Raw genomic sequence first — 26185 nt, forward strand, 5'->3', positions numbered from 1 at the left:
TCCAGATAAGTTCATAATCAATGGAATTCAAATTGAGTTGAATATTGTAGAAGCGTTAAGCCTTTTCCAGCTTCGGATCAAGCGCATCGCGCAGTCCGTCACCCAGAAAGTTGAACGAGAGCACGAGCAGAATGATCGCGAGACCTGGATAGATGGCCAGATACGAATGGGTTTCCAGATACGTGCTGCCCAGCTTGAGAATGTTGCCCCACTCGGGAATATGCGGCTCCACGCCGAGCCCCAAATAACTCAGACTGCTGGTGGCAATGACCGCTCCGCCAATCGTAAGTGTAGACTTGATAATCATGGGTGCGAGCGAGTTCGGAATAATATGTTTGAAAATAATGGAGCGATTGTTGTAACCCAGTGCACGTGCAGCTTCAACAAATTCAAATGTAGATACATAGAGTACACTAGCTCTCATGGTTCGTGCATAAGTTGGGATTGAGCCCAAGCTGAGTGCGAGAATAAGATTGACCGTATTAGCCCCGAACGCCGCAATGATGGCGATGGCGAGCAGAATACCCGGAATGGCATAGAGAATATCCAGCAGTCGCATGATGATATTGTCCGTGTGTCTTCCATAGAATCCCGAGAAGGCTCCGAGAATACCGCCTATCAGTACCGGAATCAGGGTTGACATGAAGCCAACGATTAATGATATACGGGCACCGAATACAATCCGGGAAAATAAACATCGTCCAAAGTCATCTGTTCCCAAGGGATAAGCGAGCGATGGAGACTGAAGTAAGGCCGAGTAGTTATTTTCTACAGCCATGCTGTAATCAAAAGTAAAGAAGCTGCAAATCGATATCGAGAACAGGAAAATGATAAAAAACAAACCGGACATTGCCGTGACATTCGGAGCAAGACGCTCCCACAGATCATTCCAGAAGTTGGATTTTTGTTTACCCTGTCTGCGGATTCGTCCAATGATGGAAATACCCAGCAGCAGTGCAAACACATTCCCTGTGACCGAAGTCAGAATCAGGATCACACTCACGCCCAGCATCCAGCGTGGGATGATCGAGGCTGAGGTATACCGGGATACGATAAACAGCACCACTAGATCAATGACAAGCACAAGTATGAGCACAGTCATGGCTGGCAAAAACGTATCCGCAACATATGGTTTAAACATATTGAGTGCCGAGACCCCAATAACGAACAGCTGGGTCAGCAGCATATACACCGCAAATGTATACTCAATGCTCTTTGTTTTCTTGATCAGATGAAAGGCGGCCGTCACGATAAAGATATTGCCTGAAATGATACCCAACAGTTGGACCCAAGCGAGTCGGCGAGTCAGGACAGAGATTGTCCCCTTCTGAATCAGGTCTCTCCGAATCCGGAGCGTCAGCACAGTCTGGACTAGCGTGAAAAATAGGTAGATTCCGAGCGCAGTCAGCAGAAATGGTCTGAACTCCTGAAGGCCCCAGTCATAACTGTTGAACAACAGTAACACTGACAAGAGAAGGGAAGTGACCCAGGCGAAGCTTGCCTGACTGTACTCCTGTGAAGACTTAAGCCGAAAACTCATTTCTTGTGTAAGTGAACCCGATTTTGTCATAGTGCACCTGCTTTAATATTGTTTCATCTTGGAACGAACCCTGGGATCGACAAAAGCGTACAACAGATCTACCACAACATTGATGATGGAGATTGTAATCGCTGTGTATATGACCCCGCCCATAATGCTCGGAATATCAGGGATAAACTGTTTATCCACAATGTAGCTGCCAAGTCCGCTGATATTAAATACTTTCTCCGTTACAGCCGCCCCGCCAAGCATGCCTCCGAATTGAAGACCTACAACGGTTACGATTGGAATTAGCGCATTGCGCACAGCATGTTTCAGCAGAACCTGTCGTTCACTTAATCCTTTGGCACGAGCAGTCATCACGTAATCCTCATGAATAACTTCCAGTGTGGAAGACCGAGTCATACGGGCCACCGCAGCGGTTAATCCGGTTCCCAGTACAATCGTTGGCATAATAATAGATAGCCAGTTCTGTGGATTGAAGGTAGCGGGAAGCCACTGCAGCTTGATCGAAAAATTCAGGATGAAAATCAGTCCTTGCCAGAAATTCGGAATCGATAATCCAATCAATGCAATAAACATGAATGTGTAATCAAACAGTGAATTGGGCTTGATCGCCGAGATGATGCCGATTGGCAATGCAATGACAAGGGCAAGCAGCAAGGAGATAACGGCCAGTGTTAACGTGATTGGAAACTTTCTGGCGATTGTAGCCGTGACATCTTCATTCCCTGAAAAAGACTTGCCGAGATCAAATAGCGCTATGCCCTTGATATTGTTCCAGAGCTGGACAAGATAGGGCTGATCCAGGCCATAGACATGGTTAAAAGCTGCAATCTGTTCTTGTGTCGCTGTCTCTCCGAGAATGTTGGCCGCCGGATTGAATGGGGACAGGTACAAGATGGTGAATACAAGTGTAGCTACGCCCAGAATGACGAATACCGTCATCAGAATTCTTTCGAATATGTACTTTAGATAAGGATTGCCATACAAAAACATCATGGCGTACATCAGACAGCCCGGAATAACTGATATCGCAAGGAACCAAGGTTTATCAATCATCGATTGGAATGTATCAGCCATCGTCAGTCGCTGTTTTCCCTGTTCCTGAAGCTTGCTGAACGTTCGTTCCTTTAACTCCTTCTGAACGGATTCCTCCAGCCACTTCTCGGTCTGACGCTTAAACTCTGCCTCACTAACTTGCTGCCGAAAGAAACGGTGTTTACGCCTCAACTGTTCTTCAACGTCCATTCGAAGTTTATCCCGGTAAGAAGTGGAGAGCATATCGCGCTCAACAGCTTGTTGAACCACGGCCCAGTCATCCCTTTTTCGTCTGGATTGCCAGATCAGAAGTACAACCAAATTAACGGGCAGTCCGAGAATAAATAGAACATATCGATAGGAGGGATGAAGCAGCATTTTGCCATAATTAAATCCCAGGGTGTAAACAAGCTGTGACATTTTGCTGCCTTTTGCAAGATTCAAACCATGCGAGCCTCCTTTCATCTCATTTTAAATTGCATTATTCCGATTGATATAGTATATATTATTTAGAGTCTATTTAATTGTCAAGGTATGGAAGAGTATACATATGAGCACATGTGAAAATATGGATGAGGGCTGGTGATCACATGCAACCTTTGTTGAAAGTAAATGAGTTGTCCGTTTCTTTTCATTCCGGAGAGAGTGAATTTCAGGCGGTGAAAGAAGTCAGTTTTGAAGTGCGGAAAGGGGAAACACTTGGCATCGTAGGGGAGTCCGGCAGTGGAAAGAGTGTAACGGCACGTTCCATTATGCGGCTGCTTGCCTCTCCTCCTTCGCAGATGAAAAAGGGTGAGATCCTGTTTAAAGGGGTAGATCTGGTCCATAAAACGCAAAAAGAGATGGAGAGTATCCGTGGCCGTGACATCGGCATGATCTTTCAGGACCCTATGAGCTCTCTTAATCCGACCGTAAAAATCGGAAAACAAATCACCGAAAGTCTGATTAAACATCAGAAGCTTTCCAGAGGAGAAGCGAAGAAGCAGGCGATTGCCATGCTGGAGCTCGTTGGTATTACCCGGAGTGAAATACGTTTCAACCAGTACCCACATGAATTCTCCGGAGGTATGCGTCAGCGGGTGATGATCGCTATTGCTCTTGCTTGCCGTCCTGAATTGTTGATTGCGGATGAACCTACAACTGCGCTTGATGTTACTATTCAGGCCCAAATCCTTAATTTGATGAAAGATATGCAGGCCCAGCTGGGAACTTCTATTATTCTGATTACCCATGATCTCGGAGTAGTGGCAGGCATGTGTGATCGGGTCGTGGTCATGAAAGACGGGCAGATTGTGGAATCCGGCACAACTACAGAGATTTTTGCAAATCCGAAGCATCCGTACACGTCCAGGCTGTTGAATGCATTACCTCGACTGGATGAGAAGAAAAAGCCAAAACTCGTCTCGTTGGTGCCACGCGATCTGAAAGATGATCAGCCTTTACTGGAAGTGAAGTCCCTCAGACAGCATTTTAATTTGGGTAAAGGCAACACTTTAAAAGCTGTGAACGATATCAGTTTCGAGATTCGCCAGGGGGAGACACTGGGGGTCGTAGGCGAATCAGGCAGTGGGAAATCGACTACAGGCCGAGCGATTCTACGACTGCATGAACCTACAGGTGGGGATGTGCTGTTTAAGGGAGTGCCGCTCAACCGCCTCTCTGCCTCAGAGATGAAAACGATGAGGAGACATATGCAAATTATTTTCCAGGATCCGTATGCCTCGCTTAATCCGAAATTTAGAATTATGGACATTATTGGGGAAGCCTTGGATATTCACCATCTTGCCGGCAGCCCCGCTGAGCGGGAAAAACGTGTGGAGGAATTGCTGGAGATGGTGGGTCTCGATCCGGCTCATGCCCAGCGATACCCTCATGAATTTTCGGGTGGTCAACGGCAGCGGATCGGAATCGCTCGTGCGCTGGCCGTGGAACCTGAATTTATTGTATGTGACGAGCCTTTGTCTGCGTTGGATGTGTCCATTCAGGCTCAGATCGTACAGCTGCTTGAAGAATTGCAGCAGCGACTCGGTCTGACATACCTGTTCATTGCACATGATTTGTCCATGGTTAAACATATCAGTGATCGTGTAGCTGTCATGTATAATGGGAAGATTGTGGAGTTAGCAGAAAGTGAAGAACTATATTCGAACCCTCAGCATGCGTACACAAAGGCCTTGTTATCGGCTATTCCGGTTCCGGACCCGGCTGTGGAAGCGAAGAAAAAACGTCATGCTGTAAACGAAGCCCCAAGAGAGACGGTGGAAGTGGAAGATCGCTATAATCTGGAACAGTCCCGGTGGGTGGAAGTAAAAGAGGGACATTGGGTGGCCATTTCCGGATAAGGTGAAACATTCATTTTTATTCGAAAAAGAACCCCGGCAATGATCTGTAGAAGGTCATCGCGCGGGGTTCTATTCATGCACAGTAGGTACTGTGACAGTGAGTGTATTATTTGAACTGAACCGATTTCTTGATGTTGTCGATCTCAGCCTTTGTAGTATCATCCAAATAGGTGAAGATGAAGTTGAATGCATAACCTTCAATAATGGTGCTGTAGTAATCTTGTGTAATGGTTGAACCATTGCCCGCATCCATCGTAATTTGCATCAGATCCATCTCTTTGCCACCGATGGTTTCGGTTGTGAATTCCTTGTATTCATAAGGGAACTGGCTGTCCTCCATGAATTTCTTCGTTGCTTTCAGATAATCTTTACCGGTGCGAATTCCTTGCAGCAGGCTTACTTTTTCAGCAATCGCCATTGCGGAAGGGCCAACTTGACTTCCGTCCAATGGATATTGTGAAGCCATCAACAGGTTCAGTGTTTTGGCCTGAGATAGTTCAATTTGTTTTTTCTTCGTTTCATCGTCTCCAGCAATAACTTCGGAGGAAGCGTTAGTCAGCTCGTTCATGCCTGCGGCATCCTGGAACTCCCAAGCTTCGGGGAATTTCAACGAAACACCGAAATAGTCATTGTTGTAAGAGCCTTTTTCCGTAGTTCCCAATTCAACGTCTTTGGAGTTATCTGTTTCCTTGGACTCGGAAGTGGATGCTTCGGAGCTCTCCGTGTTCTCCGTATCTTCTGTCTTGGCTGTGTCTGTATCTGTGCTGGCAGTGGTTTCTGTTGCAGTGGATTCCTTCGATTTGGCGTTGTTATCCGCTTTGTCGCCGCAGGCTGCAGCAACCAACAGAATCATAATTAACATGGCAAACAATGAAGCTTTTTTTGGATTAGACATATTACCCTCCTGAAAATGTGTGTGTGTTCTTTTCTCTCTCTAATTCATGTGTACCTAAAAATCTTAGCACAGATGTTCGTGTTGACCACCTATAGGAATCTATAGGGGTACCTTTATAAATAAGACAGACGGCTGGCAATTGAAACAGCTTCCGTGCTGGATTGTACACCTAATTTGTTAAAAATCACTTTTTTATGATGATTTACGGTGCATTCCTTTATTTTTAATTTCAAAGCAATTGCTTTAACCGTCAGTCCGCTAGAGATCATTTTCAGAATGGTTAACTGTCGCTTGGTGAATTCAATCGATGGCTGCTCTGTTACCGACGAGGCAAGGTTAGATTGATACCGATTTTGCATATGGGCCGGGATCAGCTTGGCGATTGCAATCAGCTCACTCTGGATGTCTGCATTAATGGTGGAGACGTCTAGGTAGCCAACATGTTGAAGACCTACAGACAAAGGTGCAGCGTAGCAATGCCAGCTCTGAAAAAGCGGGTTTTCATGCTGCTCAGGGGACAGCTGAACAGCCCCTTGTTTGTCCATTGATTCGGATATGGCATTGACGCCACAGCTTCTTGCTGTAAAGATCATACCCGGACGGATGGGTGACTGTTTCACCACCTTTTCCAAATCAGGGCTGTGATCCATGGCAAGCAGAACTCCATGCGCGTCGGTGAGCAGGAAGAGATACGTGCTGGATAGGTTTTCTTTGATATCCGAGAGACTCTGCTGGAAGGCGTTAATCAGGAAATGATTAATTTTGCGAATTCTGTCCAGATTGGTTTTCGTTAAATATTGAATATGTGCCATACCGGGAGCGTAAATTTCGTTCTTGGACCAGCTCCTCCGTAAGGAAGATGTGCTTGACATATGGTTACCTCCTTGTGATCAACCGATGGTTTCGATCACATGACCATCCTGATCGGTAATTTCAGTGCGGGCAATTCGAAAGAGAATGCCGGGCAGTGAAGCAATTTCAAATGTTTGCTCGACAGGGCGAAGGTTGGTTAACAAATCCATTACGGCTTGTTCATTCACGATCACCGTAATCTGGTTGCCATCCTCAGAAAATGAGGGTGTCCTTCCGGCTTCAAACGTAATGTTCACTCCTGATCCGATTAAGGATAGTGGAGCACCTTTTGAAAAGCGGCTGTGTAGTATTTTTCCGATAATTTGAGCCTGTTTTGCTCCGATCTGGAGTTCAGCGGGTACACTTTTTTGCAGTATTCTCTTGCGTGGAGATGTCCAGGCCAGTTGTTGTATGAATAAAAATGCTGTACTGGAACCTTCCTCTTCAATTCCGCGCTCAACAGCCTGAATCACTGAGGGGATATCCAAATATGAATTTCTCGTGAGATCCGTAACGTATTTTGGCATGAATTCAACCAAGGCTGCTAACAAGCCGCGGGTATTCCATGTTTGCATCGTTTCGAGTTCCAGACCGGTGATTCCCACCATCTGAATGAATTTTACCATTCCATTGGGTGTGGATATCGCTGTCAGATCAGGATCTTCTATAAAAGATAGTGCGGTAAGTAACGTATCTGAGCCGAGACAGATAGGGCCATTTGCATCCATGTAATCTCCCGCATGAAATACGTTCCCACTAGTAAAAACGTATCGTCCAACGTTCTGTAATAGATTCAGAGCCCAAGACGGGGGTGTGGACTCACCCTCACTCCGGGTAAGCCGAAACGTCATTTCAAATCCATAACCGCTATGCTCGAGATCGTCCGATTCCTTCTCATACAGTTCTGAAAAACCATATGTAATGAAATGCCAGTGAGGAATGGGGGCATCCACTTTGTATACGCTAATTCCATTCAGTGGATCAGGCCCACCGAGCATATAAGGAATGGCTGTACCATAGTGAAGTGGTTCCTGATCTCCATATAACTTGCCAACTGCTGTATCAATGGCATCCCAACCGGATGTGTTTGCTTCTTCAGTCATTGTTGTGTTCCTCCTTGGCTATCCATCTTCCCGAAAAACATTTAAAATTAAGTCTACCTTTTTCAAAATCGGTTTCAAGCGGCTTAAGGATGAATTGCTTTTCGTAGGACTTGGGGGTTACGATGTCTATTTCAGGGAGGAAATTTACATGAGTATGAAAGATTTATATCTGGCGGAGTTCAATCAAGGCAGTTGGGACTCATTTGTGCAACTCTTTGAAAAATCATATTTACATGTGGAACCAAAATGGGCTGAATGTGCAGAGCAGCGGGGGATTCCGGCAGATATTAGCAAGGTTATATTATGTGAAATGGGTGAATATGCGCTAAGATGGATAGACATGAAAGTTCCTGCATTGGGAGACGAAAGTCCTGCCAGCTACCTCGAAAGCGGGGATACAAATGCCCTAAGAGCAGCAATTATGCGAATGCCTCGATAACGTCCAAAGGTGGTCAGCGAGTGCATTAAGCGGAAAGTTGATTTTGCAAAAAAGATATGTTACGCTTACATTACAAGAGAAAAACAACCGAATACGCAATAACATCTTTTGATGGATTGTAACTGTGCAGACAGGCAAAACCTAAACTGATGGTGAAATGAAGGCTCTTTTTTTGCGAGCTATTTTACCTTGAGTTTAGGTTTTTCTTGTTTTTTGGCCTGAAATACAGCCGCTGTATTCGGGAAAAACCCAAATAAAATTCGAAAAGAGGTTGTTCGTTATGACCACGGCAAAAAAAGGATTCCCCGAAAACTTCCTGTGGGGAGGCGCTACAGCTGCCAACCAATTAGAAGGTGCATTCGATAAGGACGGCAAAGGTCTCTCTACTGCGGATATGATTGCGCATGTTCCCAAAGAGAAGCGTACAGGCGGACATGCCATGGAAATCTCCTCTACACGAATTGAAGAGATTCTTTCCGGCAAAATTGAAGAACGTTTCCCTAAACGTTTTGGTATTGATTTCTATCATCACTATAAAGAAGATATCGCATTATTTGCTGAAATGGGCTTCAAAGTGTTCCGTTTGTCCATTCACTGGGCACGTATTTTCCCGAATGGTTACGACCAAGAGCCGAACGAAGCTGGCTTGAAATTCTATGACGATGTCTTCGACGAACTGTTGAAATACGGCATTGAACCGCTGGTAACCTTGTCTCACTATGAAACTCCGCTGGGTCTGACACAGAAATACAATGGTTGGGCAGGTCGTGAACTGATTGGGCACTATGTGAGATATGCAGAGACTGTGTTCAACCGTTATAAAAATAAAGTGAAATACTGGTTGACGTTTAACGAAATCAACGTGATGCTGTTTAGCCCGTACACAGGCGGCGGTATCCTGATCGATAAAGTAGACAACCAACTGCAAACGACATATCAAGCGCTGCATCACCAATTTGTAGCAAGTGCACTGGTAACCAAGCTTGCACATGAGATTATTCCTGGTTCCCAAGTGGGCTGTATGCTTGCTCGTATGGAAACGTACCCGGCGACTTGTAATCCGGTAGATGTTCGTCTGGCGCAACATGAGAATCAGATTAACCTCTTCTTTACGGATATGCATGCTCGTGGTCAATACCCGAACTACATGGCTCGTTATTTTGAAGAAAACAACATTGTGATTCAGAAAGAAGCAGGCGATGATGAGATCTTGCTCAATAATACCGTTGATTTCATTTCCTTCAGTTACTACATGTCCGTAACCAAATCTGCATCCGCAGACAAAGAAGAAACAACAGGTAACCTGACTGGCGGTGTGAAAAACCCTTATCTGGAAGCTTCCGACTGGGGCTGGGAGATCGATCCGATCGGTCTGCGCGTAACGTTGAATAACTTCTGGGATCGCTACCAGAAACCATTGTTCATCGTAGAAAATGGCCTGGGTGCATATGACCGTGTTGAAGAAGACGGTTCAATTCATGACTCCTATCGTGTGGATTACCTGAAGAAACACATCGAACAAATGAAAGAAGCGATCAAAGACGGTGTGGATCTGATTGGATTTACAGCATGGGGCCCGATTGACCTCGTGAGCATGTCCACGTCTGAAATGTCCAAACGTTATGGTTTCATCTACGTGGATTTGGACGACGAAGGTAACGGAACACTCAAACGTTCGAAGAAAGATTCATTTGACTGGTACAAAAACGTAATTGCCAGCAATGGTGAGCAACTATAATTTGATCTGATTCCTGTATCTTAAACCCGGATCGCTGTAAGTAATTAGGCTATTCGAGGATTGTTACCGCATAAAGCGGGCAAAACCCAACAGAAAGCAGGCTGATCTGAAGCCCTTTTAGTTGCGCAATGTCCGCTTTTTGATGTGTTCACGGGCATAGGGTCAACAGTTTTAACAAAGAATGAGTACAACGTAACCAGAGAGGAATGACAGATATGACAACACCATTTCCGAAGGATTTTCTATGGGGCGGCGCAGTCGCAGCCAATCAGCTCGAAGGAGCCTACAATACAGATGGCAAAGGCCTGTCTGTTCAGGATGTAATGCCCCATGGGATTACGACGCCAAGAACGGAAGGACCGACAGAGGATAACCTGAAATTGATCGGTATCGATTTCTACAATCGTTACAAAGAGGATGTTAAGTTGTTTGCTGAAATGGGCTTCAAAGTATTCCGTACATCCATTGCCTGGTCCCGTATTTTCCCTAAAGGTGATGAATTGGAGCCAAACGAAAAAGGTCTGCAGTTCTATGATGACCTGTTTGACGAGTGCCACAAATACGGGATTGAACCCCTCGTAACGATTTCTCATTATGAGACACCGCTGCATTTGTCCAAAACGTATGACGGCTGGGTTAACCGGAAAATGATTGATTTCTACGAGCGTTATGTAACCGTCTTGTTTAACCGTTTCAAAGGCAAAGTAAAATACTGGCTGACGTTTAATGAAATTAACTCCATTCTGGAAGAACCATTCATGAGTGGCGGCATCTTTACACCAAAAGCGGAACTGTCCAAACAGGATCTGTACCAAGCAATCCACCATGAGCTGGTGGCAAGTGCGCTGGCAGTAAAACTGGGTCATGAGATTATGCCTGAAGCGAAAATTGGCTGTATGGTACTCAGTATGCCAACCTATCCATTGACACCAAATCCGGATGATGTGGTAGCTGCAATGCATGCAGAACAGCGGAATGACATCTTTGCCGATATTCATGCACGTGGCTATTATCCGAAATACATCAATCGTTACTTCAAAGCGAATAATATCAACATCAAGTTTGAAGATGGCGATGCTGAAATTCTGAAACATACGGTGGACTTCATCTCGTTCAGTTACTATGTAAGTATTTGTGAGACAGGTGACCCACAGAAACGTATTGAAGGCAAAGGGAATCTGTTTGCAGGTGTACAGAACCCTTACCTCAAAGCAAGTGAATGGGGCTGGCAGATTGACCCGCAAGGCCTGCGCGTAACGCTCAATAAATACTGGGATCGTTATCAAAAACCATTGTTTATTGTCGAAAATGGTTTGGGTGCAGCCGATGAGCTGATCACTGACGCAAATGGCAATAAAACGGTGAATGATGATTACCGGATTCAATACCTGAATGATCACTTGGTACAAGTAGGCGAAGCGATTGAAGATGGAGTCGAAGTCATGGGTTATACCTCATGGGGCTGCATCGATCTGGTGAGTGCATCCACAGCAGAGATGAAGAAACGCTATGGCTTTATCTATGTGGATCGTAACAATGACGGATCAGGTACCCTTGATCGTTACAAGAAAAAATCATTCCATTGGTACAAAGAAGTTATTGGTACAAACGGCGCAAGTCTAAAATCCGAAAACCATTAATTTCTAGTTCCAAAGACATATGTGGGCAGTATCTTCTTGTGTCATATTCAAGCACATTAACCGCTTTCACAAAAACATTGTCAGATGGATAATTATATGGTAAGATGGGCCTAAGGCTAATGAATACTGGATTGTTACTGTTCAATCAGGCAAAACCAGAAGCGGGGCATGTGTATCATGACCAGCTTTGGTTTTGCCTTTTACTACTTTGACGGTGCAAGGTGATGTGAAGAAATGAAAATTGAGAAGGTGCTGAACAACAATGTAGTTACTGTGATTGATCCAGGAGGAAACGAACTGGTCGTCATGGGACGGGGCATAGCCTTCAAAAAGCATACTGGTGAAACGATAGACGACAGTCTGGTCGAAAAAATATTCTCATTGGAAAGCAAGGAAGTATCGCAGAAACTGAAAACGCTTCTGTCTGATATTCCAGTTGAATATGTTGAATGCTCGGATGAGATTATTCGTTACGCCGAGACCGTGTTGGGTGAGAAGCTTCATGAGAGCATCTACATTTCACTTACGGATCATATTCATTTTGCCATTGACCGGCATCGTCAAGGCTTGCAGATTCGTAATGCATTATTCTGGGAGATCAAGCGCATGTACCGCAAGGAATATGCCATTGGGCTCAAGGCACTTCAGATTATTGAAGAAACATTGGGTGTCCTGCTTCCTGAAGACGAATGCGCATTCATCGCAATGCATCTAGTCAATGCCCAGATGAACGGTGAGATGAGAGAAACCATCAGCATTACGAATATCGTAAAAGATATACTCAACATTGTACGACGCAGCTTTGTCATTGAGCTAGATGAGGATTCGCTGAGTTATTATCGATTCCTGACCCATTTGAAGTTCTTTGCTCAACGCGTACTACACGGTACAGCGATTGAAGATAAGGAAGCAGATAATCCGCTTCATGACCTGGTGAGCAAACAATATCCTGAGGCACATGCATGTGCTTGTAAGATTAACGACTATACTCGCAAGATCTATAGCCGGGTCTTATCCAAGGAAGAAATCCTATATCTGACCATTCATATTGAACGAGTTGTCAGAACTGAACAAACAATTGAATAATTGGGATTGTTACTGCAAAAAAGGCAAAACCTAAACGTTGAATAATGATAAGCTGAAACTGCTTTGTCATTATTCAGTGTTTAGGTTTTTTTTTAACCTTCATTACACATAAAAGGAGCAAAACACAATGGATAAACAACAATTGTCCAAGGATATTCTGAAGCTTGTTGGTGGCGAAGAGAACATCGATCAAGTCACACACTGCATGACAAGACTCCGGTTTAACCTGAATGACAACAAAAAAGCGGACAAAGCGACGCTGAAAAATACACCTGGCGTTATGGGCGTTATGGAGAATGGCGGACAGTTCCAGGTCATTATCGGGAACGATGTGCCTGTTGTGTATAATGCACTTGTAGGCAACATGTCCAAATCCCCTGATGCCAAACCAGCTGCTTCAAGTGGAACAAGTAAAAAGAAAAATCCGCTGAGTGCTGTATTTGACTTCATCTCAGGCGTGTTTACACCAATCCTACCAGCGATCACCGGTGCGGGGATGCTCAAAGGTATTGTGGCATTGCTCCTGACCTTTGGCTGGATTGATGCTACAAGTTCTACGTATATCATTCTGTCGGCAATCGGTGACGGTGCGTTTTACTTCCTGCCGATCATTCTCGGGATTAGTACCGCTCGTAAACTCGGCAGCAACATGTACATCGGTGCGGCAATTGGTGCATCGGTTATGCACCCGACCATTACAGCTTTGCTTGCACCAGGAGAAAATGTATCATTCATCGGTTTGCCAGTTGTAGCAGCGACATATGCATCATCGGTTATTCCGATTCTGATTGCGATCTGGCTGGCTTCTTATGTAGAGAAAGCCATTGATAAAGTTACACATGCATCTCTTAAGTTAATTGTTGTACCTACAGTTACTTTGCTTATTATTGTTCCTGTGATGATGATCGCTGTAGGACCACTTGGCGTTATTATCGGTAATGGTTTGACAGACGGAATTAACTGGTTATTCAACAACGCAGGTTTATTTGCAGGATTGCTTGTGGGCGGTGCATTCTCACTCCTGATTATTACAGGTATGCACTATGCACTGGTTCCAATCATGATCGGTTCTATTGCAACATTGGGATATGATTACCTGATTCCACTTATGATGATGGCAAACTTTGCACAAGCAGGTAGTGCTCTGGGTGTTTCTTTAAAATCCAAGAACAAACAAATCAAGTCCCTGTCTGCATCAACGGGTGTTACTGCGCTTATGGGAATTACAGAACCGGCAATGTACGGGGTTAACATGCGCTTCAAGAAACCATTTGTCGCAGCCCTGATTGGTGCAGCAATTAGTGGAGCGTTCGTTAGTTTCTTCCAAACCAAAGCTTATGTCATCGGTGGTCTGGCAGGTCTTTCCGGGATTCCGATGATTATTGGTCCGACATTTGTATACGCTCTGATCGGAATTATCGTTGCTGTTGTAGTTTCAGCGGTTCTGACGTATATCATTGGATTTGAAGATGTTCCTGAAGCAGTACCAGCTGCTGAACCTGCAACACCAGCAGCAACGACTTCTGCTTCCGCAGTAACTGCTGTTGAAGAAACTAAAGCACTGGATCAAGACGTATTTAGCCCAATTACTGGTGAAGTTAAATCACTGAGTGAAGTTCCTGACCCTGCATTCTCGGAAGAGATTATGGGTAAAGGTTTTGCCATCCAGCCGTCGGAAGGCCGCGTGGTTTCTCCGATCAACGGAACAGTATTCTCGTTGTCGAAGAGTGGACATGCCATTGGTCTCGTTAGTGATGACGGCGCTGAAATGCTGATTCACATCGGGATTGATACCGTGAAACTGAAAGGTCAATTCTTCTCCCCTAAAGTTCAAGCAGGAGCGAAGGTTGCCGTTGGTGATGTACTGATGGAATTCGACCGGGAAGAAATCGAAAAAGCCGGTTACACAACGATTACGCCGGTCATCATTACGAACATGCATCAATATAATTCAATTGAGTCTGCCGGACGTACAACGATTAAGGAAAAAGAATTGTTGTTCACGGCAAAAGCTTAACGAACATCAAAAAGCAGCAGTCTTTCCGGATGGAATTATTCCGGCAAGGCTGCTGCTTTTTAGTATATGGACGATATTCTTCATGGCCGATGTCTGCTGGACACTAAACCGAGCGAGAAGGCAGCAGCTCCTGAACCAATTGCACAAAGTGCTGGGCGGGCTTGGAAAGATGACGATTGCGATGCCACACAAGCGCAGAATCTACGGTAGATTGCGCATCTTGAATACGATAGATATGAAACGGATGCTCATGATAAAGCTGAAGAACCGTATGAGGCACGATGGAGCTTGCAAAACCGAGTCGCACAAGTTCCAGCAACATGTTAATATCCGAGCATTCGCCAGCAATGGAAGGATTCACGTGATGCTCACGGAATTTCTGTAATATCAGTTCGAACATCCCAAGTCCTTCAGTGCTAGGAAGCAAGAGAGGGATATCGGCCAGCTTTTGAAAATAAATCCCGCGCTCATCCGCTGACTTCAGCGGTGTGGAGGAAATATAGAAGAGAGCTTCCTGCGGTAGATGCAGCACTTCATATTGCTCTGTTTTGACAGGCATCCGCACACAGGCAAGCTCGATTTTGCCTTCGCCCAAGAGCTGGCAGAGCTGTGCAGATTCATTTTGCTGAATTTTATAGGTCACCTGAGGGTGTGTTGTCCGAAACTGCTGGAGCGCCTGCGGGATCAAACGATCTGAAATGGTATTAATGCCAAGTGACAGCTTGCCCCGAATGCCATATCGGAAGCTCTGCATCTCCATGACAGCTTCTTCCATGTATTTGGTCATCGTAACCGCATAATCATAGAAGCTTCGACCGGCCTGTGTCAGTTCCATGCTGCGTCCTTTGCGTTCAAACAAAGCTACGCCGAGCTCGTCTTCCATCAGCTTGAGCTGCTGGCTTAGAGGAGGTTGAGCCATGTGTAATCTGCGCGCTGCCGCCGTGATCTGTCTCTCCTCGGCAATCGCGATGAAATAGCGACATTGTTTGATATCCACGTGTGTTCTCCTTATTTGCAGCGATATGATTTTCATATGGGAAACCAACAAAACATGTATTTTTAATATACTATTATCCTATGTTAACATACATAAGGTTTAAACACTTCTAATCACACATGTAGATTATGATGTATCAAATATATGCCGTGAGGATGACGACAAATTGGAGGGTGAAGGTGCGATGCTGAAAACAATACATGCAGCTGCTGAAGCTGGACATACGGATGATGTGCTGCGGTTTATCGCACAAGGGACTGGAGTGAATGACCGGGATGCTCGAGGACGTACACCTCTGATGGCCGCGGTACATGGCAACAAGCCAGAGACGGCAAGTACGCTTATTGAAGCGGGAGCGGATGTGAACATCCAGGATCAACGACTGGACAACATGCTGCTGTATGCCAGTGCGGAAGGTTTGCGAAAAATGGTCGAACTGGCTATAAAAGCAGGTGCTGATACCCGGATTACGAATCGGTTTGGGGGCACAGCTTTGATTCCTGCTTCAGATCGAGGTCATGTCGATATTGTGGAGATCCTTCTGAAATGCACGGATGTGGATGTGAACCATATCAACAATCTGGGCTGGACAGCTTTGCTGGAAGCGGTCATTCTGGGAGATGGCGGCACTCGTCATCAGCAGATCGTAGCATTGCTTTTGCAATATGGTGCTGATCCTTTCATTGCTGACCGGGACGGAGTTACAGCACTTGCGCATGCCCGGAGGCATCATTATAAAGAAATGGAGCGAATGTTAACTCAATCATGAACAGACATCAAGAGCAATCTTTGCAAAATAATATAAAGGGTGCGTCATCGCTTGCATTGGCAGGCATTCAGTGGTTCTTCTTCCTGTTTACCAACACTGTGGTGGTGCCGTTATCCATCGGACATAATTTTCAGCTTTCACCGGAGGCCATTGCTGCGTCGATGCAGCATGCCTTTTTGCTTACTGGGGCTGTGTGTATATTACAGGCGTTCTTTGGACATCGTTATGCCGTGATGGATGGTCCCTCGGGATTATGGTGGGGGCTGACACTAAGCTTAACGGCCTCGGCTTCATCAGCCGGCATGAGTTTGGAACGTATCGGGGGAGGATTGGCTGCGGGTTTTCTGTTAGCGGGTCTGACGATGATGATCCTGGGCGGACTTGGAGCAGCGCATGTGCTTCAGAAGCTGTTCACACCAATGGTCAAGAGTGCGATGTTATTTCTGATGACGATTCAATTGACCATGAATTTCTTCAAAGGCATGATAGGATATACCGAGTTCGGCAATTTTAACCTGCCTGTAGCGGCGTTGTCCGTTGCCATAGCGTTTCTAGTGGCCTTAATCCAGCTTAAGGGAAAAGGCAAGCTCGGTAACTACTCCATCCTGATTGGCATCGTGACGGGGTGGATTGCCTACAGTTTTGTATTCCCTGGACAGCATGCAGGAGCATCCGGTCATCAGAATTTAAACCTGTTTTCCTGGTTTCCGTGGGGGACGCCGAAGTGGGAACCGGGTATTGTCATCACAGCTTTTTTTGTCGGGCTGGTGAATATGACAAACTCCATAACCACGTTAAGCTCTGTCGAAAAAATATATGGAGTGCAAACGTCCAGCCAACAATATAAACGATCATACATGCTCACGGGATTGTTCAGCATGTTATCTGCGTGTGTAGGTGTGCTGCCGTTCGGATTATTTGCCTCTTCGATTGGTTTTCTGGAGAGCACTCGTATTCTGAAAAGGGCTGCGTTTGTTGTTGGAGCAGGCATGTTATGTATATTAGGACTGACGCCTTCTGTGACAGCCTTTTTCGCACAAATTCCTCCCAGTGTAGGGAGTGCCGTGCTATTTGTTGCCTATTTGCAAATGTTTGGTACAGCTCTAAGAACACTTGAAGGCACCACCTTTAATTCCAAAACAATCTATCGTGTGGCACTGCCGGTTCTTACAGGTGTTGCTGTAATGAACATCCCTGCTGAAGCTTTTCAGGCTCTACCCATGTATCTCATTCCGATCATTAGCAATGGGCTTGTCATTGGGGTTGTGGTGTCACTTTTGCTCGAAACCACAGTGGATTGGTCCAAGATGGACAATACTACGACTGCGACCAAAGCAGCCTGAATATCTAAAATATTGAAACAGTCCGGTTCACCGGGCTGTTTTTTTGTTAGGTTGGTGCTCCCCGGGTTACTTCACCATAATTTTGCCTTGCCCCGCAAGCATTCTCATTTCTCTGGATAAACGCTCATGATTGCTTTGCTGGATCTCCAGCTGTACGCCGTAGTGCCATCGGTTATTCTCTTCTTTGCCCCAGCGCAGCGTTCCTTCCAAATACAAGGGGTCTTCAAAAAGCAACAAGTTCATGCCGATTCGGATGTTATTGGACTCCACATGCAGATTTAACGGAAATGAAAGCTGACAGCCCGATCGGCTGATATCGCATAATTCCGCTTGAATGGGTTTGGGTGGTGCAGAGGCGCCGTTAATGCTGAGAATAAAAATTTCGAACATTATCGGTTCCTTTAAAGTATAGCGAAAAGGTTCTCTTCTAAGGTTGATAGCCATGGTTTCCTCCACAAAATCAAAAAAAGTCAGTTATGATTATATCGTCATTTTTGCTAAAAAAATGAAGAGATTAACCTTGTTTGCTAACACCTTCAATTTTCTAAAGTGCAGCAGGATCAAGGATAGCCCCGAGGTTCCTTTAACCCTTGTGTACGGCTTGATATAATGATGGTTGGATATGGTTCTGATTTTCTCGCCTGGATCAGAATGGGAAGGAGCGGATTAGGTTGCGTCAATTTTCTTCGGAATTTCAGGAAAAAATTAATCGATTGGGAACCGGAAATGTTCAACAAACAGTTGAACAACTGCGTGAAGTGGGCCAGTCCAGGGTCTATGCAGCAATTCCGGCCATAATACGGATGATGGATAATCGTCATTCAGCCATTAGTCAAGCAGCGGAGCAGGCGGTCGCCACTTTGCTTGCGGTGTGCCCTCTTACGGAACTGGTTTGGTTGAATGAACATGTAAGGGAATGGCGTCCGTCTCCTCTGGAATGGAAGAAGTCTGTCGAACGAGAAATGCGTACCATGGATCTAGCGAGTGCTACCCGACTTTCTGTGTTGACGATGCATTGGAGTGGATACATCAGAGAGGCATCGGTTCGAAAAATGATCGAGAACGATCAACCGTATACCTTTCCTTATTTGCTGCTTCGTTTAAATGATTGGGTGCCCGAAATCCGTGATTTGGCCAAATTGGCACTCGAGCGCAAGCGCAAGCCCGAATATGCTAAGCTATGGATGGAAAATATCATATTGGTGGAACGACTTCGAATCTGTGGCCGGGATTTGTTCGAGGAGTGGATTGAATCTATTCATAACTTGCTGCGTCAAAAGGAATGCAGGTATGTCATTCATTCGGCAAGGGTATCACCGGATGCCTATATTCGTCGCCTGGCGTTTCGCATATCGGTTGAAGAAAATGGAACAGATGACGGCATCATTATAGAGCAGGCACTGCGTGACGACGATCCATCCATCCGTAGGTGGGCTGCGTGGCGGGTGGATGGCATATTGTCAGGACAGAATCTGAAAGAAGCGCTTCTTCGCATGTTACAGGACAGTATACCTTCAATCCGCCGGGAAAGTCTGGCGTCTTTGGCTACCATGTTTCCTGAGGATGCGAAAGAGATTATAGCGGATCGGCTGTTGGACCCGGACCTCTCGGTAAGGGATACAGCTCGAAGGCACGGGAAGCAATGGATGAAGGGGAGTTATGCGGAGTGGTACCTTGATATGATCTGGAGTGAGGAGCGAGGTCACCTCGCTGCTGCTATTGCCGGTCTTGGAGAGACAGGGGAAAAGGCAGACGCTGAGGTTGTGTTTGATTATGCGCAGCACTCAGTAGTTGCGGTAAGGAAGGCTGTCATAAGAGGACTGACGCGGCTAAACCCTTCTTCCTACGGTCCTTATTTTATAAATATGCTGCAAGATCCTCAACCAGGTATTTCGCGTGAAGCCTGCCGAGCATTGATGCGTCATCCTCATCTCATTCCTCCAGATGAAGTCGCAGAGCTGTTGGCGGATAAAGCTGCCAAGCCTCATGTAATCCGCAATGTGCTACGTATCATGTCTGTTATGGGTAGATGGACTCAACTCGGTCTCCTACTTCGACTGCTACCAACAGCCCAACCTGAATGGGTGAAGCACACGCTTCTTCGTCAATTACACAACTGGGTTGAATTCCCAAATCGCAGTTATGGCATTAGATTGACCATTGTACAGCTGGAGCGCCTTCATCAATATTTGGAATGGTGTCGATCTGAACTGGACAACGACCTGATCCGTCGGCTGGAGTGGCTTATACAATGAATGTAATCAATCTTTAAGATTTATCCTTAATAGAGTTCAAAAATTGAACAATATCATCCAAATACTGTGCGTCCATTAGTTTTCGTGGCGAGAACAAGGCGGTTGCATAGGTTTTGAACGTAGAATGCACCAGTGAAGAGGGCAGCATCGAATGATCAGCATCCGGTAGCTTGGTTACACTGAGCAGTGATTGTGGAATCATCTGACGATACACGCGCTCTGTCTCTTGAACATCGACATTTATATCTTGACCTCCAAGCACGAGATGAACAGGACTATGAAACGAAACGAGCTCATCTGTGGCATCCGATTCCACATTGTTGACGATAAACGTCCAACGCTCCTTGGAAATGAGTTGGTCCTTATTAGCTATGAGTATATATTCATCATAGGTGGCCTTGTTTCGAATCAGCTGCAGAACCTGGTCATTATAGAGCTGCCTTGCAGTGATCTCTTCCTCGGTATATCCCTTCTGGAGCATTTCCTGCCGGGTGTTGTATCTGCCCTGTGTAATCCAGTTGATGGCGGGGGAAACCAAAATGCTAAATGCAATATCCGGATCTTGTTTCACGACGTTTGGAATGACCCATCCAGCCTGGCTGGCACCCCACAAACCAATTTGATCTTGATCAATAGAGGGTTCTTTTCTGGCCCATTCAATGGCGGTTAAGACATCCTGTGCACGATCCTCCATGGTCTGGTCAAGCCAGTTTCCCGAGGAACCGCCAACACCAGGTTTATCCAACGAGAGGGAGGCATACCCCGCCATGGCAAGCTTTTCCCACAAAGGTCGGTATCCCCCGTCATAACTGGCATTAATCGGACCATCACCATGTACAAAAACGACAAGGCCAACCTTATCTGAATGCTGTTTGGGCAGTGTGAGTATACCCGTTAATTGTCCATATGAGGTTGGAATGGAGATGCGTGTTTCTTTCATGTTGAATGTGTTCTGAATGAGCAGCCAAGACACAATAGCCAGAATGATGATTGTTACACCGATCAGCCATTTGAAAACTGGGGTCGTAAATAATCTTAGTCTAGGGGGTTGTTGTTTAAACACTGAAATGCCTCCTGTATGTTAGAGATAGGGATCATCATGAAAATCCATTCAGGTTCACGGAACAGGAATTTTCGGGAAAGGCTGTTGTGTGATGATTCCACTCTGAAGTTCAATTGTTGGTAAAGACGAATGGCTTGTGTGTTGCTGCTGGATACGTGCAAAGATATATATTTACAATGGAGATGTTGGTTTGCAAACTGCTGAGCTGTAATCAGCAACTGTCTGGCAATCCCACGCTTTCGGTGACTTGAAGCTACAGCCAAATGCTCAATATAACATTCGTGTGGACTTGGCTTATATTCCAAGGCAATCATTCCGACCATAAACATGCAGACATTGCGTAGTCCGTATTGCTTGCAAAGCTTACGGAGTGGAATGTGATGGATATCCTTTTTTATCTGTAGGGGGTTTTTGAGGCACCATTTCAGGCATAGAACCCCGACAACCTGGTTTCCATCCATTGCAATGAACTGCCTACCGGAGGGTGAGTTTCCCTGATCAATCCATATAGCGCCAAGTAAGTCAACTATTTCCGTTGGGGCGAGCCGAACAAGAGCCTCAAACTTGGTTGCAAAAGAATGGACTATTAACTTTCGGACAGCCAGTTGATGTTGACTTTGATCATCATAGTCCACAATTTGAATTGGAGTCGTGAGGTTCATAATGGGTTCCTTTCTTTCACTTTAGGAGGAGTGACCTCAATTCTGGCCTGAATCTCATAGTGTAATTGATCAGTTCCTAACATGGAGAGATAGGACTTTTCAATCAAAATTATAGGGTCTACCAGCACGTAAGTGGCTTGAAATGCATATTCCTTAAGGTGATGAATTTCCTGGGCAATATTTTCTTCGGATGTCACTGTGAATGATCTGGTTAGATACAACCCTTTTTCAACAAAAGAATCGCTGGTAGCATTAGAAGACGGAACACAGACTGCAACCTGGCCTAAGGTATACAAGTAGTGTAAATCAATTTCAAACAATGCAGGTTGATCCGTACGATGCTGATAAAGTACACGGGCATGCAAAGATTCGTTTGGTTGGATGGTGATCCAAGTGGTGAAATGCCGAACAGGAATTTCCTTTATCTCATATGTGGGTATACACTGATCCTGCTGTGATTGGCTGATCCATTCCTGCTGTTCCTGCAATATGCCTTGAATGAATTGTTTCATATGCATTAACGAATCAATCTGTGATTGTACAGCTTGAAGTGAATCGGTTAATAATCGGTTATAGTCATCTGCGGAATAGGAGAGCATGCACTCTTTGATTTGCTGAACAGGGACATTCAACTTGCGCAATAAAAGAATGTGAGAAAGCTGGTAGATCTCATCCATTCCATACATACGGTAGTGGTTGGTATCCACATATGCCGGGAAAAGTATTTCTTTTTCCTCAAAGTATCGAATTTGATGGATTGAAACATGCATTAATTTGGATAATTCGCTAATCGTAATGTATTTGTTCATTATGCTGGCTCCTGTCTGCTTGAATGGAATAGTTCCACTATAAACCTTAGGTCTGACCTAGGGTCAAGGTGTTTATTTTGAATTAGAAAGGAGAGATAGAATGAACGGGAAGTTTCAGTTCTTCACGGATACGGCAGCACTGTGCCTGTATGATCTGGCGGCGCTAAAACATCGTGTTGAAGATACACCGGACTGGTGGTCTATTGCAGAAGATGAACTGATTGAGGTAAATGCAGGCAACTGTTTGTTTCTGAATCTGGGTGAAGATGAACAGTATGAGGTGACATGGAGTCTGGATGATGCGGGGATAAAAGTGGAGAATGCACAGGTATACCATCTACGTGTCCCTTCCGGTAAAGTGTATCTGGGAGCTGCAGATGATGTCAGTGGGGGTGAGCTAGAGCCGGATGAGTCGTGCGGCGGTGTATTGCTCCAGTTGAAACCCGGAAATTATGCGTGCGCGATATCGAGGAACAACAACCGAATATGGATTAACATCAAACCCAGTCTGCAAAGCGAAAATAGTTTGAATGACTTGATTCGAATCTGACGTTATAGGTACAACGCGATGGAAGGAGGCTTACGTACATGTACAAGGTACAGTTGGAACGCATACAGGGAAAGTTGAACAAACTCCAGACTCTGGACCCGAAGCGGAATCTGTTTGGGGCAGAGAATCATCAATATAAGATGGCTCCGGTATGGACATTGGACGAAATTAAAGCTTTTGAACAGAAATGGAAGATAGAGCTGCCCGAAGAGTATCAAGCTTTTTTGCTAGTGATTGGAAGTGGTGGTGCAGGTCCTTATTATGGGCTGGAAAAGCCGGAGAACGGCATATATCTAGTGATGGATTATGATGATGAGTTGAATGCGATTTCCGAGCCGTTCCCACATGTGGAATCCTGGAATTGGGATGTTGATTGGTACGACGACAGCAAAGAAGAGGACGAGTGGGCAGCGCTTGAACATGAGTATTATGCTCCGAAATGGTCGGCAGGGATGCTGCGAATTAGCGATTTTGGCTGCGGCGTGTCGCTTAATCTGATTGTGAAGGGATTGTCCTACGGAGAGATCTGGACCGATGATCGAGCGAACAGTAATGGAATTTATCCGGATTATTATATGGGCAACACGGAGCGGCTGAGTTTTCTGGACTGGTATGAATTGTGGCTGGACCGCTCGATCAATGAATTGAATGAGCAAGAGTAGTAGCTTTTAGCAACTTTTAGATTAAAGGAGGTACCATGTGGGCTGGGAATATGGCATCAGAACAACAAATCCTATCATTTTACCTCGAATTGTGAAGCGACTGGCGGATTCCTTAACTTTCTCCGACTTGTATAAGCTGGAGCATGATGAAGATGGGTTTGCGGTGCTTCAGGAGGGTTCGCCCTGGCCTGAAGCTCTACAAGTCTCGATTGAAGTGGCATCGGGAATGGATGAGATTCTAGAGGGAGAGTTATACATATATTGTCTGTTTCATGTAGGAGGTGAATTCGCGGCAAACTGGCTGAAACAGATGGAAGCAGCTACGAATCAGGATGATAATGAGCTGGAATGGTTTGAACTTTAAATAATGATGCGGAAATCAATACAAGAGCTTCCTCCTCAGGATTAGGCGGGGCTTTTTTGTGATGGAAAATAAATAAAAAAACGGTTTGGCTTGTTCATCCGTCTTAAACCACAGAAAGAGAGAGAAGGAGGGGATTGCGGGGTGGAAACCAAAGCCGAGATGAAAAAGATGATGTTTGTACAGAGCGAAGATGAGACGACATTTGTCCAATCCATCATGGAGCATCAGGACACGCTGATCTCCATTGCCTACAGTTACCTGCGTAATCGTCACGATGCGCTCGAAGCCGTGCAGGAGATGACATGCCGCGCCTGGATCAAGCGTCGCTCACTGAAAAATGAGAAGGCGTTCAAATCGTGGATTATTCGTATTCTGATCTATGTGTGCATTGATGAACAAAGACGTCGCAAACGGGCCACACCACTGCCGAGCGAGGGGGTGGAAGAGGTTATATCCGAGTCTGGTAGTGCAGAATGCAGCGACAACAGACTTGCGATGTGGTCCATGCTTGAGAAAATCAAACCTAAATACCGCCATGTATTACTGCTGAAATACTATAATGACATGACGTCGATTGAGATTGCCTCCATTCTCGGCAAACCGGAGGGCACCATCAAGACCTGGCAGCATAAAGGGTTGGAACTGTTACGGAAACAGATGAAGAACAGGGGGGATTGGCATGACAACTAGTCCGGAGGAACAGGCACTTTTCGCAGATGCTTCCCAGGTTAAGCTGGAGAGACAGCAATTGAATCCGGCGGACACGGCCTTTGCCATTCAGCGAGGTCTGGCAAAGGCAAGAACTCGGCGAATGACAGGTCATGTGCAATTAAAGTGGATTACGGCAGTGCTCGTAACAGCTCTGGCAGCCGGTTGGCTGCTAATGGGTCCACTTGGCAGTTCCACACCACAACAGGCAACCTATAGCGCACCTACACAGTATTGGGGAGTACTTGAACCTTTTCGGGAGTTGGCTGAAAAGGATGTAGACGGAAATACGATTGCATCCGCAATTAACAATGGTTATGTGCAGCTCGTGGATCGTTCTGTGAAATCAGGAATATATCAGTTAACCGTCAATGCAGTGATGGCGGATGAAAACAAGATGATCATATTGTACACAGCCCAGACGGATGCTTCCCAGGAGATATATTCGGTTCCCAAAACGAGTATGGTCAATGGCATGACGAACCAATCACTTGGCAATGGCGGTATAAGCAGCCTGTATAGCTCCAATGGAAAGTATACACTTTATGGACGTAGCACCGTTGAAATGGATGGGAATACACCGCTTCCTGGACAAGTGAAGTTCAATTTTCGCATTTCATCTGTAGTTCCTGATCTGCTGACTGACACGAATAAGGTTAAAAAAGATACCAAATACCAATTTTCGAAACCGATGGAAGTGAGCTTCGATCTGGACCCTAAATTTTCGGTGCCCAAGACCGAGAAGATCAAACTTAATCAGTTATTTACGATTGGCGGTCATGAGGTAATGTTATCTGAAGCAGAGGTATCTCCACTTGTGACACGGGTAAGATTTATCTATGAACCTAATCAAAAGATTGATTATAAAACTAAACTCTCCGTCAGTGATGTGGTCAACCCTACCGAGATTGTATCCACCACCAAGGACAGGCAGAAGACCTTGTTGTCCCGTGTGTCAGGTAACGGGACGGAAGATGGGATGATCTATTCCTTCAGTAGTAATCTGCTGGATGCCCCCCAATCTCTGGTATTAAAACTTCACGGTGAACCCGGCAAAGTTTACGATGACTTGCAGGAAGCGGAGAAACATATGCTGGAACTGAGAATCAAATAGGTTTAGAGGAAGGGCGATACAAAGTCATGCTTTTGCAGATGACTTTGTGTCGTTTTTTCATTTTTTTTATAAGGGAACTGCTGTTGTAAAAAAAGGTTGAATTTGCAATCTGAACGATCAGGATCCAACATAACGTTGGTAGGCAAGCGGCCGGATTTTTACTATGAAGAAAACCAAATAAAATATCTGAAATATT

Annotated in this window: 24 protein-coding genes; 14 read left to right on the plus strand and 10 right to left on the minus strand. The window is 45.4% G+C overall.

The genetic code is table 11. From position 1 onward, the window contains the following. Positions 1-55: 55 nt before the first annotated feature. Complete coding sequence (locus G3352_RS28185; RefSeq protein ID WP_163761381.1) at positions 56-1570, minus strand: ABC transporter permease; 1515 nt, start codon at positions 1568-1570, stop codon at positions 56-58. A 12-nt stretch (positions 1571-1582) separates the two neighbouring features. Further along, entirely contained in the window at positions 1583-3025 is a 1443-nt protein-coding gene (locus G3352_RS28190) for an ABC transporter permease (protein WP_163761382.1), read from the minus strand. Positions 3026-3171: 146 nt separating this feature from the next. On the opposite strand from G3352_RS28190, the gene G3352_RS31525 reads away from it, so the two are divergent. Then, positions 3172-4923, plus strand: coding sequence for an ABC transporter ATP-binding protein (locus tag G3352_RS31525; protein WP_163761441.1), 1752 nt, complete (start codon positions 3172-3174; stop codon positions 4921-4923). 106 nt (positions 4924-5029) lie between these two features. On the opposite strand, the gene G3352_RS28200 is transcribed toward G3352_RS31525, so the two are convergent. The 3 genes from G3352_RS28200 to G3352_RS28210 form a co-directional block, all read right to left on the minus strand. Continuing rightward, entirely contained in the window at positions 5030-5818 is a 789-nt protein-coding gene (locus tag G3352_RS28200; RefSeq protein WP_163761383.1) for a hypothetical protein, read from the minus strand. 113 nt (positions 5819-5931) lie between these two features. After that, on the minus strand, positions 5932-6690 hold the full coding sequence (locus G3352_RS28205) for a LuxR C-terminal-related transcriptional regulator (protein WP_163761384.1): 759 nt from the start codon (positions 6688-6690) through the stop codon (positions 5932-5934). An 18-nt stretch (positions 6691-6708) separates the two neighbouring features. Next, entirely contained in the window at positions 6709-7773 is a 1065-nt protein-coding gene (locus tag G3352_RS28210) for a suppressor of fused domain protein (RefSeq protein WP_163761385.1), read from the minus strand. A 148-nt stretch (positions 7774-7921) separates the two neighbouring features. Here G3352_RS28210 and G3352_RS28215 point away from each other — a divergent pair, with 148 nt between their 5' ends. The 5 genes from G3352_RS28215 to G3352_RS28235 all read left to right on the plus strand — a co-directional run bounded on the left by G3352_RS28215 (position 7922) and on the right by G3352_RS28235 (position 14693). Further along, entirely contained in the window at positions 7922-8212 is a 291-nt protein-coding gene (locus G3352_RS28215) for a hypothetical protein (protein ID WP_163761386.1), read from the plus strand. Positions 8213-8492: 280 nt separating this feature from the next. Continuing rightward, on the plus strand, positions 8493-9950 hold the full coding sequence (locus tag G3352_RS28220; protein WP_163761387.1) for a glycoside hydrolase family 1 protein: 1458 nt from the start codon (positions 8493-8495) through the stop codon (positions 9948-9950). A gap of 215 nt (positions 9951-10165) precedes the next feature. Next, entirely contained in the window at positions 10166-11590 is a 1425-nt protein-coding gene (locus G3352_RS28225) for a glycoside hydrolase family 1 protein (protein ID WP_163761388.1), read from the plus strand. A gap of 234 nt (positions 11591-11824) precedes the next feature. Then, positions 11825-12676: a BglG family transcription antiterminator LicT gene (gene licT, locus G3352_RS28230; protein ID WP_053781440.1), complete on the plus strand. Its 852-nt coding sequence runs from the start codon at positions 11825-11827 to the stop codon at positions 12674-12676. Between the two features lie 127 nt (positions 12677-12803). Further along, on the plus strand, positions 12804-14693 hold the full coding sequence (locus tag G3352_RS28235) for a beta-glucoside-specific PTS transporter subunit IIABC (protein ID WP_163761389.1): 1890 nt from the start codon (positions 12804-12806) through the stop codon (positions 14691-14693). A gap of 103 nt (positions 14694-14796) precedes the next feature. On the opposite strand, the gene G3352_RS28240 is transcribed toward G3352_RS28235, so the two are convergent. Beyond that, complete coding sequence (locus G3352_RS28240) at positions 14797-15690, minus strand: LysR substrate-binding domain-containing protein (RefSeq protein WP_163761390.1); 894 nt, start codon at positions 15688-15690, stop codon at positions 14797-14799. A gap of 184 nt (positions 15691-15874) precedes the next feature. Between G3352_RS28240 and G3352_RS28245 the strand changes: the two genes are divergently transcribed. Together G3352_RS28245 and G3352_RS28250 are read left to right on the plus strand one after the other, a co-directional pair. Then, on the plus strand, positions 15875-16459 hold the full coding sequence (locus tag G3352_RS28245) for an ankyrin repeat domain-containing protein (protein WP_163761391.1): 585 nt from the start codon (positions 15875-15877) through the stop codon (positions 16457-16459). Beyond that, entirely contained in the window at positions 16456-17802 is a 1347-nt protein-coding gene (locus tag G3352_RS28250) for a uracil/xanthine transporter (protein WP_163761392.1), read from the plus strand. The genes G3352_RS28245 and G3352_RS28250 overlap by 4 nt, the downstream gene beginning before the upstream one ends. 66 nt (positions 17803-17868) lie before the next feature. Here G3352_RS28250 and G3352_RS28255 read toward each other — a convergent pair whose 3' ends face one another. Beyond that, complete coding sequence (locus G3352_RS28255; protein WP_240343268.1) at positions 17869-18192, minus strand: PilZ domain-containing protein; 324 nt, start codon at positions 18190-18192, stop codon at positions 17869-17871. Between the two features lie 281 nt (positions 18193-18473). Here G3352_RS28255 and G3352_RS28260 point away from each other — a divergent pair, with 281 nt between their 5' ends. Next, complete coding sequence (locus tag G3352_RS28260; RefSeq protein ID WP_163761394.1) at positions 18474-20057, plus strand: HEAT repeat domain-containing protein; 1584 nt, start codon at positions 18474-18476, stop codon at positions 20055-20057. Between the two features lie 13 nt (positions 20058-20070). On the opposite strand, the gene G3352_RS28265 is transcribed toward G3352_RS28260, so the two are convergent. Genes G3352_RS28265 through G3352_RS28275 form a run of 3 tightly spaced genes read right to left on the minus strand, consistent with a single transcriptional unit; the run spans position 20071 to position 22591 of the window. Continuing rightward, on the minus strand, positions 20071-21120 hold the full coding sequence (locus tag G3352_RS28265; protein ID WP_345940819.1) for an alpha/beta hydrolase family protein: 1050 nt from the start codon (positions 21118-21120) through the stop codon (positions 20071-20073). Then, positions 21093-21755 carry a GNAT family N-acetyltransferase gene (locus tag G3352_RS28270; protein WP_205525104.1) on the minus strand — a complete coding sequence of 221 codons (663 nt, stop codon included), beginning with the start codon at positions 21753-21755 and terminating at the stop codon, positions 21093-21095. Before G3352_RS28270 ends, G3352_RS28265 begins: the two co-directional genes overlap by 28 nt. Positions 21756-21778: 23 nt before the next feature. Then, positions 21779-22591 (minus strand): MerR family transcriptional regulator, encoded by an 813-nt coding sequence (locus G3352_RS28275; protein WP_163761396.1) that lies wholly within the window; start codon positions 22589-22591, stop codon positions 21779-21781. 100 nt (positions 22592-22691) lie between these two features. Between G3352_RS28275 and G3352_RS28280 the strand changes: the two genes are divergently transcribed. From G3352_RS28280 to G3352_RS28300, 5 genes are all read left to right on the plus strand, one after another. Beyond that, entirely contained in the window at positions 22692-23141 is a 450-nt protein-coding gene (locus G3352_RS28280) for a DUF6386 family protein (protein ID WP_163761397.1), read from the plus strand. A gap of 38 nt (positions 23142-23179) precedes the next feature. Beyond that, positions 23180-23803 (plus strand): SMI1/KNR4 family protein, encoded by a 624-nt coding sequence (locus tag G3352_RS28285; protein WP_163761398.1) that lies wholly within the window; start codon positions 23180-23182, stop codon positions 23801-23803. A gap of 37 nt (positions 23804-23840) precedes the next feature. Continuing rightward, on the plus strand, positions 23841-24167 hold the full coding sequence (locus tag G3352_RS28290) for a hypothetical protein (RefSeq protein ID WP_163761399.1): 327 nt from the start codon (positions 23841-23843) through the stop codon (positions 24165-24167). Between the two features lie 216 nt (positions 24168-24383). Then, positions 24384-24857, plus strand: a complete 474-nt coding sequence (locus G3352_RS28295; RefSeq protein WP_481856343.1) for an RNA polymerase sigma factor — start codon at positions 24384-24386, stop codon at positions 24855-24857. After that, positions 24847-25989, plus strand: a complete 1143-nt coding sequence (locus G3352_RS28300) for a DUF4179 domain-containing protein (RefSeq protein ID WP_163761400.1) — start codon at positions 24847-24849, stop codon at positions 25987-25989. The genes G3352_RS28295 and G3352_RS28300 overlap by 11 nt, the downstream gene beginning before the upstream one ends. The last annotated feature ends 196 nt before the right edge of the window (positions 25990-26185 follow it).

Origin of the sequence: Paenibacillus sp. ALJ109b (genome assembly GCF_010747435.1) — a bacterium.
GTDB lineage: Bacteria > Bacillota > Bacilli > Paenibacillales > Paenibacillaceae > Paenibacillus > Paenibacillus taichungensis.